7 protein-coding genes and 1 tRNA gene are annotated in these 12,459 nt (G+C 42.8%); 3 read left to right on the top strand and 5 right to left on the bottom strand.

The features are described 5' to 3' along the window. Positions 1-189: 189 nt before the first annotated feature. Positions 190-6,555: an AAA family ATPase gene (locus G1O98_RS05135; RefSeq protein WP_163927584.1), complete on the bottom strand. Its 6,366-nt coding sequence runs from the start codon at positions 6,553-6,555 to the stop codon at positions 190-192. A gap of 151 nt (positions 6,556-6,706) precedes the next feature. Continuing rightward, positions 6,707-7,441 carry an MBL fold metallo-hydrolase gene (locus G1O98_RS05140; protein WP_163927585.1) on the bottom strand — a complete coding sequence of 245 codons (735 nt, stop codon included), beginning with the start codon at positions 7,439-7,441 and terminating at the stop codon, positions 6,707-6,709. Between the two features lie 171 nt (positions 7,442-7,612). Between G1O98_RS05140 and G1O98_RS05145 the strand changes: the two genes are divergently transcribed. Next, entirely contained in the window at positions 7,613-9,136 is a 1,524-nt protein-coding gene (locus tag G1O98_RS05145; protein WP_163927616.1) for a site-2 protease family protein, read from the top strand. A 293-nt stretch (positions 9,137-9,429) separates the two neighbouring features. Here G1O98_RS05145 and G1O98_RS05150 read toward each other — a convergent pair whose 3' ends face one another. The 3 genes from G1O98_RS05150 to G1O98_RS05160 all read right to left on the bottom strand — a co-directional run bounded on the left by G1O98_RS05150 (position 9,430) and on the right by G1O98_RS05160 (position 11,320). Further along, a complete protein-coding gene (locus G1O98_RS05150) occupies positions 9,430-9,996 on the bottom strand; it encodes a phycobiliprotein lyase (RefSeq protein ID WP_163927586.1) in 567 nt (188 codons plus the stop codon). A gap of 75 nt (positions 9,997-10,071) precedes the next feature. Next, entirely contained in the window at positions 10,072-10,752 is a 681-nt protein-coding gene (locus tag G1O98_RS05155) for a HEAT repeat domain-containing protein (RefSeq protein ID WP_114080714.1), read from the bottom strand. A 483-nt stretch (positions 10,753-11,235) separates the two neighbouring features. Beyond that, positions 11,236-11,320, bottom strand: a tRNA-Ser gene (locus G1O98_RS05160). 107 nt (positions 11,321-11,427) lie between these two features. Between G1O98_RS05160 and G1O98_RS05165 the strand changes: the two genes are divergently transcribed. Next, on the top strand, positions 11,428-11,796 hold the full coding sequence (locus tag G1O98_RS05165) for a 2Fe-2S iron-sulfur cluster-binding protein (protein WP_163927587.1): 369 nt from the start codon (positions 11,428-11,430) through the stop codon (positions 11,794-11,796). A 115-nt stretch (positions 11,797-11,911) separates the two neighbouring features. Further along, positions 11,912-12,457, top strand: coding sequence for a thermonuclease family protein (locus G1O98_RS05170; RefSeq protein ID WP_163927617.1), 546 nt, complete (start codon positions 11,912-11,914; stop codon positions 12,455-12,457). Positions 12,458-12,459 lie beyond the last annotated feature (2 nt).

Here is a 12,459-nt window from a genome sequence, read left to right on the forward strand (position 1 = left end):
ATCAGACTCGGCTTTCACGTTAAGTTGACACCTATGGTTAAGCTAACGCGCCTACATATTACAATATTTTCCGTGTAGACCGTCATTAGTCATCACCAGTTGATGTGCAATCTTATTTGCGTAACAGCTTAGTATTGATGGTGAAGAAATTTGAGAGTATATTAGACCTCTAGCAAAACTCTTTTATTGTTATGAATCCAATGTCACAGTTTTAACTGGTAAGGTAATAACAAACTCTGTCCCTTGCCCCAGTATAGAAGTGCAGCTCAGATTACCACCGTGAGTTTCTTCGACAATTTGCCGAGCGATCGCCAACCCCAATCCAGTCCCTTTACCAACAATTTTTGTAGTAAATAAATGGTCAAATATTTTTCCTTTAACTTGTTCACTCATTCCCTTACCATTATCTGCAATGGCAATTTTAACTAGATGATTCTCGACTGAGGTTGTAATTATAATTTGGTTAGTAATTTCTTGAATCTCTGCTAAACTCCGCCCAATAGTTAACTCATCTAAAGCATCAATCGCATTTGCCAAAATATTCATAAACACCTGATTGAGTTGCCCTGGAAAACATTCAATTTGAGGTAAATCACCGTAGTTTGTGACAACTTCAATAGCAGGGCGTAGTTCATTAGCTTTCAGACGATGTTTCAAAATTAAAATTGTGCTATCAATGCCTTGGTGGATATTGAAAGGCACTTTGTAATCTTGATCTGCACGAGAGAAAGTTCTTAAACTGGTGCTGATTTTTTTTAACCTGTCGCATGCCATAGACATTGAATCAATCATCTTGGGCAAGTCTTCTAAGCTATAATCTAAGTCAATTTCGACCGCATGATCGAGAATTTCATCACTTGGATTAGGCACGCTTTCTTGATAAAGTTTCAAGTGTTTAACAATATCAGTAACAGTTGGTTGAGCTTGTTTGAGACTGGCAGCAATAAAACCGAGGGGATTATTCATTTCGTGAGCGACACCAGCAACTAAGTTACCCAGTGCAGACATCTTTTCACTTTGGACTATTTGTAATTGGGCGTTTTGTAGATCATTTAGCGCTTGTTGCAAATCAAGTGATTTTTGCTGTAAAGTAAGTTCTGCTTGTTTGCGATCGCTAATATCTCGCATCACAATTACTGCGCCAAGTTTGTTGCCTAAAGAATCGACGATCGCTTGTCCGCTAGCTAACAAAATTCTCTTAGAACCATGCTTCGGCGCAATTACAATTTCTGCATTTTCAACTATTTCCCCTTGCAAGGCGCGAAACAAAGGAATTTCTGTTGTTGATAGGGGTGTTTGACCGTCAGGTTGATAGAGATCGAAGTGTTGTGCCCATTGCTCTGGTGGTAATGATTCTAGTGGTAAGCCATGAAACTCACGAGTTGCGTTATTGAATAAGATCAAATTTCCATTAGGGTCACAAACAACAATCCCATCTGTAATATTTTGAATAATGGCATTCAAGAACTCTCGTTCTTTGGCTAGAGATGCTTCGGCCTGTTTGCGTAAGCGAAGCTCGTCGTAGACATCGCTAATATCAATTACCACCCCATCCCATAAGATTGCACCATCGGCTTGTCGCTCTGGCCGAGCCGCAGATTGAATCCATTTTACGGTTCCTGAAGGTAGGATAATGCGCCATTCTTGCTCAAATGGTGTCAGAGTTTGGGCAGAGTAAGCGATCGCTTTTGCAATAGCTTGTTGATCGTCAGGATGATTCATAGCGTAAAGGCTGTGTATCCCTGCCATCACTAACTCTGGCTCTAATCCATACAAGTCCAAACAGCCAGAGCTAACGTAGGGTGTTGAAGTTGAACCGTCGGCTGCCAAACGGAATTGGTACACCATCCCAGGAATATTATTCGCCAAATTTTGGAAGCGGATTTCACTAGCCTGTAATTTTGCTAGAGATTGCGTCAACTGTTGAGCATAGTTTTGGGAATTTCGATAAAGTCGGGCATTCACCAGAGAAATTGCCGCTTGAGCGCAAAGCAAGTTCAGCAGTTCGACGCGATCGCTTGTAAAGGCTCCAGCTGCTAGGTTATTTTCCAGATACAATATGCCCAGCAACTTCCCCTGATGTAATATCGGGCTGCACAAGATGCTTTTGGGCTGCTGTTGCTGAATATAAGGATCGTTGATGAATTGAGGATGCATTGTGGCATCAATAATTACTGTTGGTTTTAAGCTGCGTTTGACGGTATTAATTAAGCCAACTGGCACATCCTGAGAGTCTTCAATGGGTTGTGGATTCAGCAATCTTGGGTAAAAATCAACATGAGTAATTCCCTTTTTGTTTTCTACAGATACGATACCAAGAGAAAGCTGTGCTAACGCCTGAATTAGCAAACGCCCTGATTCCAAAAGCATGAATACACACTTATCTGCTCCAGCATTTTCAATGACGATATGCAGCAATACTGAAAGCAGTTTTTCCAGTTCGATTTCGCCAGATAGGGTTTGAGAAGCTTTGAGAATGGTAGCTAAATCTAGAGCAACAGAAATGCTGCTACTACTGGAATTGGCAGAACTGGTGGAGGTGACACTCCCCAAGGCAAAGATAGTTTCGTTAGTTGAGAGAGGAGAAGGACTTTGCTGAAGAATGGGGGAAAGTAATTTGGGATAGCGTTTTTCTAGATCGACGACTTTGGCTTTCGCACCCCAACGAGCATAACCATAGTAGGCTTGAGTCATGTATGACTGAGCAATCTGCTCTTTGCCCCAGTCTAGGTAGAATTTGGCGGCTAATTCATTGGCTAGTGCTTCTTCTTGAATATAGCCTTGTTCTTTAGCTCCAATAATGGCGCGATCGTAACATTCAATTGCTTCTGCCCGATTGCCCAAGACTCGATAACGCTCGGCTTCCACCAAATCAAATTTGTGTCGAAAATTCATTGGTGCATGGGTAGCCCAGTAGTTAAGTTTTTCTTGGTTGGCAGTAATGCATTCTTTCATTTGCTGCTGTTCTAGGGCTGAGAGTTGCTCAAACCATGCTAGTTGAGCTAAAGAATCATAGAAATGAAAGATAGGTACATATAAAAAAGCAATAATAGCGTCTAAATATTGTCTCGCTTGCCTAGCTTGTTCTACGGCTTGTTCAAACTCGGAAAACAAATACGATACAACCAGTTTGTTAATCCACAGCAATGCTAATCCGGTGCGATCGCCTGCTGCTTCATGTAATGGAAGTTGATGCTGTTCATTGTAGGCTGTACCGCTCAACACTACGACATCATCCGCATCTCCCATTAAATTCAGCAAAATTTGTCGAATCAATTGGGAATAGTTCAGAGCTAGATTTTGCTTCAAGTGCTTGAGCGCTTCACAATAACCAGCAACTTCCGGCTCTAGCTGTGTTAAATTCTGTCCTGAAAAATAGGAGTAAAAACCGTAGTTATACGCAGAGTAACCTGCGAAAGCCAAATCGCCCACATCTAAACAACTACAATAGGCAGTCTGCAAGGGTTGTAATAACTCCCGCAGGGGCATTTTCCAATGCCTTGTATACACACAGACTAATAATAAAGTTTTCCCTTTCAATTCGGAATTATGATAGCGCGATAGTAGGTCGAGGGCTAACTGACCGAATTCATAACCTAATTCGACGTTTTTGAATACACCGCACATCAGTATTCCATAAGAGGCATAGCTAAAGGTCGAGGTTGATTCATTACCATAGACGACAGATAAATAAACCTTTTTTAAAATCACCAGTAAATACAACTGTGGCTGGGACAGATAAGCGCAGGGTGCTACTGATGTCAAAATTCGAGCTGCTGCCAGGATGTTTGCATCCCTTGCATCGCTGAGGTTGAGCAACTCGGCAGGGAATCGCTCTCCAATTACATCTAAGACGGTACTCAAGTCCACTGCCACATCTTCCTGGGTAGGCTCTGTAGGTAGTTCCACTCCCAATTGCTTTAAAATGGTAAGTGCTGCTGCGATCGCTTCGGCAAAATAACCCTGAGCAGTGAATACCTCAATTTTCACCTCATAGACGCTGATTTTATCTAATGGAGTTTTGGCGTGATTTAGGACAAGATGGGCATTGGCTGCCATCTTCTCTAAATCACCGCTCAGATAGGCAGCTTCTGTGGCAACTTGATAGAGTGCTAGGGTTAACTCATACTGATGCTGCCAACTGTTTTGGGCGAGTAACCCAATGCCCACCTGGGCATATTTACAGGCAGCAGTGTAAGCGATCGCTGCCTTGGCCTTGCGGCTTGCCATCAGGTTAAATTGCGCTAATGCTTGACGTTCTGCGGGTTGGGTAATTAATTCAGCTGCAACGTTAAGTTGACCGACAATTTCAAAAATGCGTTCTTCCTGGTTGCTTTCGGGGGTATTACTCAGGAGTAACTGGCCAATTTTTAGATGAGTTGCCTGTTTTTGCTCCTCTGGGATGAGAGAATATGCTGCTTGTTGGACGCGATCGTGCAAAAATGTGTAAACACAGGAACCAGAATCCAGAATCCCTAAGTCAGAAGCAATAAAAGATTCTTCTGACTCTTGATAAAACTTATAGACATCACAATGTGGTAAAACTAACCCTTCTTGCAACGCTTTCCACAAAACTTCTGCCGTTTGGGTTGGAGACTGTTCAAAAACGATCGCCAATGTCGCCAAATCAAATTGATTACCGATACAGGCTGCCAATTTCAGAACTTCCTGAGTTTCGAGTGGCAACTTTTGTAGTTGAATTGCCATAAACTCAACGACATCATCCGTTAAAGAAAGCGATGTCTGAAGACAAGCTGCCGTGCGTCTGGGTACTTGCGCCAAATCATACTGCCACAAACCTATATCCCAATCAAAGGTAATTCGTCCATCTTCATGTAATGCCTTGAGAAACTGGGTTGTAAAAAACGGATTACCTTTGGCTTTTTGATAAACTAGCTCGGTTAACGGCAGGGCAACTTCTGTTGAATAACTCAATGTATCGGCAATCAAACGATTCACATCTGTTTGACTCAAAGGAGCTAATGTAATGGTGCTGACGGTGACTCCCTTCTCAATCTCTTCTAGGGCTACCATTAACGGATGAGCCGCAAACACTTCATTATCACGGTATGCGCCAATAATTAATAGATAACCCTTTAAGGTTTCACCCATTAACAGCCTCATCAAATTGAGAGATGCCAAATCTGCCCAATGCAAATCGTCGAGGAACACTACTAACGGATGCTCTCTTGTAGCAAATACCTGAATAAATTTCACAAACAGCAGATTGAAGCGGTTCTGTGCAGCACTTCCCGATAATTCTGGTACTGGCGGTTGCGTGCCAATAATTCGTTCTAATTCTGGAATCACTTCAATTATCACCTGTCCACTCTCAGAGATTGCGGACAGAATTTTGTTTCGCCACTGTTCCAACTGGGTGTCGCTTTGGGTGAGCAACTGTCCCATCAAATCCCGTAAAGCTTGTACAAAAGCAGACAGGGGAATATTGCGGTTGAACTGATCATACTTCCCTTTGATGAAGTAGCCGTTCCAGCGAACGATAACCTTATGCACTTCATTCACCACGGCAGTTTTACCAATGCCAGAGAAGCCAGCCACCAGCATCAGTTCCACTGCACCATTGGCAACCCGCCCAAATACCTCCAGTAAGCTTTCTATTTCCTGCTCCCGTCCGTAGAGTTTTTCAGGGATGAGAAAGCGATCGCTGATATCGTGCTGTCCTAAATCAAACCATGTGTGTTTACCTGTTTTTTGCCATTGTTCTAAGCAAAATACTAAATCATATTTGAGTCCCGTAGCACTCTGGTAGCGGTCTTCGGCATTCTTTGCCATCAGCTTGCAAATGATCTCTCCCAACATCAAGGGGATTTCCGGGTTGAGATTACAGATAGAGTCAGGTTGTTTGGCGATATGACAATGTAACAACTCCATCGGATCGTGAGATGTAAAAGGCAGTTGTCCACTCAGTAGTTCAAAGAAAGTTACACCCAATGAATAAAAGTCGCTGCGGTAGTCAATGCCTCGGTTCATCCGTCCAGTTTGCTCTGGCGACAAATACGCTAGGGTTCCCTCCAGTCCGTTGGGACTTTGGATTTCTTGGGTTTCTCGTGGTAGCAGCGAGGCAATACTGAAGTCAATTAGCTTAATTGTTCTGGTGTCAGGATGAATCAGGATATTAGCTGGCTTGACATCTTTGTGAATGACGCGCTGTTGATGCAACTGGTGTAAAGTGTCTATCAGTTGCAAGGCAATGGGTAGGAATTCCTCTAAGCTCAGTGGTTGTCTTTGGGTAAATTGTCGCAAGGAGATGCCACCAAAGTCTTCCATAACTAGGGCATAGCCATTGTGATGGGGTTCTAGGCTGTAAGGTTTAATGATGCTGGGAATATCTAGGTTTTTAGCGATCGCATATTGGTTGCGAAACTGGATTAATTCGCTAAAACTTGGATATTCTCGTTTTAAGAGCTTGATGACAACTGGTTGGCGATCGCATTCTCGTATTGCCCGATACACTTGAGTCCGAGAACCAGAATAAAGTTGCTCTATAATTTGGTAGCCAGCGATCCTTACAGTTGCATCAACTTTTGCACTCATAAATTTTTACCAGAATTCCTTGTCTAACGCTAGAATTCCCCAGACAGCATCTTCCTTAAATTATATTTTACATCAGTATCAAAAAGAACCATACTTTATTGGGTATTGGGCATTAGGATAAGTTTTTTATACTCGTGAAGAAGTCTTTATTTTAAATAAGGGGCTGCATCCGCAGCAAAGCTGGTAAATCCAGAGAGGTGAGGTGTTGATAAGCTCGATCTATAAAACGCTTGCCCCTAAGAAAACCTGTATTAGCTCCGGGACAAATGTACCTGAGAGTTTCTGGTGTAAAATGTTCTAATAATAACTGAACACTGTTGATTTGTCGTGGCCAGTGAAAGGTTTTAGTTATCCGTAATGGTACTGCATCGCCCTTCTGATTAGGAACCAAATGGCGACCAGAAAACAATATACCTCCAAGCTTACTGTAGTATAGGCAAGATGAACCGGGAGAATGACCTGGTGTCCAAATAATTTTGACTGCCGCATCAAGAGTAAATTCTTGACTAAAGGTAGTTACGGGTAAGCCTGGTAATAAATAAGCTTCTTGTTCTTGCATCAGGACTTCACAACCCAAGGCTTTCTGAATTTCAGCAGTTTTGCCTATAGCACCTCGATGGGTGAGAAATAACCAACGCACCCCTCCATGCGCCGCTAAAAAGTCTTGATTTGTTTGGTCTAGGGCAGGGCAATCTATGAGGATATTGCCTTCATTTCTTACAATAAAATAAGAGGTTCCCCCTAATGTGTCCCGATTGGGTGGGAAAGCAAAAATGCTATCTTGTGCGAAGTCCGATTGCAAGGAACTTCCGCTAGGAATTTCTTGAGGAAAGACAGCCCGTGGTGGCTTAGTTGTATGACTTGGCTGTTGAGGTAAAGGGCACATAATCAAAGAACCGGAACTGAGGAGTTGTGGACAATCTGGTTACAGTGTAGAAATTCTGAAGAATTGAACTGTAACCATCTGAAAAAATTGGGATTTGAGGTCTGCCTCGTAGTTAATGCTATGGTGCTGAAGCTACTGGTAGGGCGTTTTGTCAAAATTACTGAAGATAACATGGCATTTTGGTTTCTGTTTATCCTCCTACTGGGGCTAGCTACTTATCTAATGGTGCAGCACAGTGTCGCTCACATCACTCGAACGCCAGTATGGTTGTTGTGGCTGGTTTTAATGACACCAGCATTGTTGTTAAGTGGATGGACACTGATATATGGGGCGAAACAACCTCCACCACCAGGGCTGATTGTTTCGTCGTTATTTGTCTGCACAGTTTTGTACTGGATATTGTTTCTAGGGGGGCGGCGAGTGCCAAGAGATACACAAACTGAAGTCCCAGCCCAAGCCTCAGAATCACAGCCAATTATCCAGCCTACCCCAGAACCACTAGTGCGTCCCATTGAGCCAACAGAAGAAACTCAACTGCGAAATTGTTTTCCTTGGTCTGTATATTACGTTCAAAATATTGAGTATCGACCACAAGCCGTAATTTGCCGGGGTCAGTTGCGAACTAAAGCCAGCAACGCCTACCAGCAGATTAAGACTAATATTGAAGCACAATTTGGCGATCGCTTCGTGTTGATCTTTCAAGAAGGTTTAAATGACAAACCTTTCTTTGTGCTAGTTCCTAATATTCAGGCTGCTAAAGAGCGAAATACACCCCGACGCGACCAAGAACGCTTAACTCGACCAGGATTAGCACTTCTACTACTAGTAGCGACTTTGATCACTACTACCTTGGTGGGAGTGGAAATTGCTGGTACTTCTCTTCCGCCTCTATGGGAAATTGGCTCTTTGTTCAAAGTTCTATCTAACCGAGATGTCCTATTCAAAGGATTACCTTATGCTTTAGGGTTAATGACTATTTTGGGGATTCACGAACTTGGGCATTATTTGACGGCTAAATTCTACAAAATTCGCTCGACGTTGCCTTACTTTATTCCAATGCCTTTCTTTTTGGGAACTTTTGGTGCATTTATTCAGATGCGTAGTCCCATTCCCAACCGCAAAGCATTATTTGACATTAGTATTGCTGGGCCACTTGCAGGCTTTGTTGTTACCTTGCCATTACTAATATGGGGCTTGGCTCATTCTGAGGTGGTTCCCCTGATTGAAGAAAAAACCCGATTTTTGAATCCTGATGCTCTTAATCCTAAATATTCCATCTTACTAGCGCTACTGTCGAAGCTAGCCTTGGGAAGTCAGTTAACAGCAAAATCAGCCCTTGATTTGCATCCAGTTGCAGTAGCTGGTTTTATCGGACTAATTGTGACGGCGTTAAATTTAATGCCTGTAGGACAACTTGATGGAGGCCACATTGTCCATGCAATGTTTGGACAACGAGTTGCGATTATGATTGGTCAAGTGGCTCGCCTCCTCTTGCTATTACTTTCATTAATTCGGGAAGAATTTTTGATGTGGGCGATTATCTTATTATTTATGCCGTTGATTGATGAGCCTGCACTGAATGATGTCACTGAATTGGATAACAAACGTGATATTTGGGGATTACTGGCAATGGCTTTGTTGATTGTAATTATTTTGCCATTACCGCAAGCGATCGCTAACTTTTTGCAAATTTAAAAAGTATCAACGCAGCCATAAAATCTAGATATATTTTTTCCAACTATGAAATTAACCATAGCTTGGTGTTTTTTATTGAAACAGAAGTCAAAATTCTTTTTCACTAGTTTCGCGCAAGAATCAATTTTGAAAGCTGCGATGCCTGCGGTGGGCTACGCCTACGCTGTAATGCTTCCAAAGAACAAGCGAGTTTAACTAAATCCTGATTTCCGAGTAGGGGCAATTCATGCATTGCCCCTAAGCGTGTATAGTTTTGCGTAAGTCCTAAATAGGGAAAATACGCTGTATTACAACTAACTCGATACTGAATTAGCTGCCTCGGAAGCTTTCGCAGCAGGTGGAAAACCACCCATACGAATCTCAGAAGTGAAGGAAGTAATACTAAATCCGCCGAAACTCTTGAGGACATTTACCCGCATTCGCAAATTGGGGCTAGCAAACCACAGGCGCTCTTCTGACCAGATGTTTTCATCTTCTATAGTTAGGATTAAAGCACCATCACTGTCAAATTTGTAGTGTCCAGCAACTGGAGTTTTCTCAGCATCAACTATTTCCCGCAGTAACTTGCCTTCAGACGGATTATCTGCATCGGGTACTGAAACTAACACAGTTGAACCACTATGTTTTGTTTGCTCCTTTTCCATTGTGCCATTCCAGTTAATTTTGATAGCACAGGAGGCGGAACTAGGATTAATTTCGTACTGTTGACACAGTTTGATCGCTTCTGGATGATCTACTGCTAAAGTCTCAATGATAATGTCTGACTTGCTATGTTCAGATTCATTCAAAGCCAAATGTTGACTAGTCCGATGAGAAAACCATTTACCAGCACTTAACTGAAAAAACTCTTCAATATTCATGAATGAAATTACCCTGCATCAAAATGCTAAAATTCCCACTTAATTATTAAAAGGTAGCAGGAGGCTCTAATATTATTAAGCTTGATTGCCTATTTCCTCAAGCTTCTTGAGGCCAATTCTGGCTGCCTCAGCAACGTTGAAATGATTGTCTTTTTCTAAGTATTTTAAAGCTGAGACACTCTTGGGAGTGGGAAGATTACCCAAAGCTTCTGCCAAACGTTGTCTGACTAACCAATCATCTGATTGGGCAAAGCGTAGAATCTGATCGACAGACTCAATATCTTTAATTTCTCCGAGCGCAGAAATTGCAGCCTGTTGCAATACTACTTCTTTGCTGTCCAATGCCTGAAGAAGAAGTTGACGGGCACGGGGATCTTTAATGTTACCTAGAGAAACAGCTGCACTAAAGCGTACTAGCCAATCAGTATCTTCATAAAACGCCCGTGAAAGCACTTCAAAGGCTCTGGCATCGCCCAAATATCCTAAAGCACCAGCAGCATCAGCGCGTATGCCATAATCGGGGTCATTTTCGAGAATTCTGACCAAAATTGAATAACATTCTGGTGTTGGCTTGATTCCAAGGGCAAATATTGCCATCGATCGCAGTTGCAAAGATTCGTCGTCTAGTACCTTTTTAATTAAAGGGACTGCCTCTTCAGGAGAAACATGACGCAGATTAGCAAGAGCTACCATGCGATCGCGTAAGTTCGGACTTTCTAACTGAGTAGAAATTTCTTGTAAGCTGAGAGCTGTCATGTAGTTCAAAGCATTTTCTTTACTTATCTTAATTTACTCGATCCTTTCATCAGGCTGTCGCCATCGTGAAGTAGGAGTTTGGCGACTTTACAAAATGACTCAATTATGAGTGAAAAATAAATAAATGTTACAAGAGGAGGCAGAGGGCAGGAGGCAGGAGGAAGAAAATATAATTTTTACAAGAGGGTGCAGGGGGCAGAGGGCAGCAAAAAAATTGTAGGTTGGGAGCCACTTGCTTATCGCTTGGAACTAGCCGCGAACAAGTCGTAAAAACCGCAAGAGCGCAGTGGCTTTCCAACCTACGCCAGTTTCAGTTTTTAGCTTTAACTGAATCACATTGGTTTTTAAGACACCTTTCCTGCGGAAGGCTAACCCACTTTCAAAGAAATTTTAAGAATATATTTGGCAAGATCCCGCGATTTATTTGACCCGGCCATTTGTAGAAGTCTGGTTCAAACTATATATTTAGACTAGGTTTCAGAACGGAGAGGGGGGGATTCGAACCCCCGTTAAGTTTCCCTAAACAGACTTTCCAGGTCTGCGCCTTAAACCACTCGGCCACCTCTCCAGGTGCCACAAGTTACGATCATACTATAGAATCCCAGAAAATGCAAAGATAAAGAAAGATATTCTTAGATTGAATCTGAAAGTCCTAATTCTACAACGCAAATCCAGATGTCTCGTACATACACAATTAAAGTTCGCGATCGCGCCACTGGCAAAACATACACCCTACAAGTGCCAGAAGACCGCTATATCCTGCACACTGCCGAAAAACAAGGTGTGGAACTACCGTTTTCCTGCCGCAACGGGGCTTGTACCGCTTGTGCTGTAAGGGTATTGTCGGGAGAAATTTATCAACCAGAGGCGATCGGATTGTCGCCAGATTTACGTCAGCAAGGTTATGCCCTTTTGTGTGTGAGTTATCCCCGTTCTGACTTGGAAGTAGAGACACAAGACGAAGATGAAGTCTACGAACTCCAGTTTGGACGCTATTTTGCTAAGGGGAAAGTAAAAGCGGGTTTACCGTTAGATGAGGAATAAACAATTGAAGAAGGCAGGAGGCAGGGCACAGGAGGCAGGGAGCAGGGAGCAGCAGGGGGTAGGGGGCAAGAGGTTCTGCTCGTTAGGCGCAGCAGCGACCACAAGAGAATTTGTGATGGTTGGGAGTGTTGGTAACTGGGTACGAAAAATAACTATTTTGGTTTGCTTATTGCTCTTGGTGAGTTGCCAAAGTAAAAACCAGTTGCCAAATAATCAGGCTCAGGTGAAAGTAGCGCGGGTAGTTAGTGGGCAAAGTTTGGAAGTGTTAGGAATGGCTGAACAACCGAATTTGATTTCTCAAGTGCGGTTAGTTGGCGTTGATGCACCAGATTTGCGACAGAGACCTTGGGGAGAAGCAGCAAAAGAACAGTTAGAGAATCTTATTGGTGGTGCAGAAGAATTGATCGAACTGGAGTTTGATTTAGAAGCAAAAGATAAAATCGGGCGAACTCTAGCTTATGTATGGAAAAATAAGGTGTTATTGAATGAAGAATTAGTTAAACAAGGCAATGCAATGTTTGTTGGGCGATCGCCTAACCACAAATATGACCAGCGTTTAGAACGTGCCCAACAATGGGCTAGACTCATGGGCCAAGGAATCTGGAACCCAGAAAAACCTATGCGCCTCACTCCCGCAGAGTTTCGCCGCCAAAATCTTTGAAG

Source organism: Nostoc sp. UIC 10630 (assembly GCF_010747425.1).
Taxonomy (GTDB): domain Bacteria; phylum Cyanobacteriota; class Cyanobacteriia; order Cyanobacteriales; family Nostocaceae; genus Nostoc.

Coding starts and splice junctions, on each gene's coding strand:
- G1O98_RS05135 (WP_163927584.1), bottom strand. CDS start 6,555: ATGAGTGCAAAAGTTGATGCAACTGTAAGGATCGCTGGCTACCAAATT.
- G1O98_RS05140 (WP_163927585.1), bottom strand. CDS start 7,441: ATGTGCCCTTTACCTCAACAGCCAAGTCATACAACTAAGCCACCACGG.
- G1O98_RS05145 (WP_163927616.1), top strand. CDS start 7,613: ATGGCATTTTGGTTTCTGTTTATCCTCCTACTGGGGCTAGCTACTTAT.
- G1O98_RS05150 (WP_163927586.1), bottom strand. CDS start 9,996: ATGAATATTGAAGAGTTTTTTCAGTTAAGTGCTGGTAAATGGTTTTCT.
- G1O98_RS05155 (WP_114080714.1), bottom strand. CDS start 10,752: ATGACAGCTCTCAGCTTACAAGAAATTTCTACTCAGTTAGAAAGTCCG.
- G1O98_RS05165 (WP_163927587.1), top strand. CDS start 11,428: ATGTCTCGTACATACACAATTAAAGTTCGCGATCGCGCCACTGGCAAA.
- G1O98_RS05170 (WP_163927617.1), top strand. CDS start 11,912: ATGGTTGGGAGTGTTGGTAACTGGGTACGAAAAATAACTATTTTGGTT.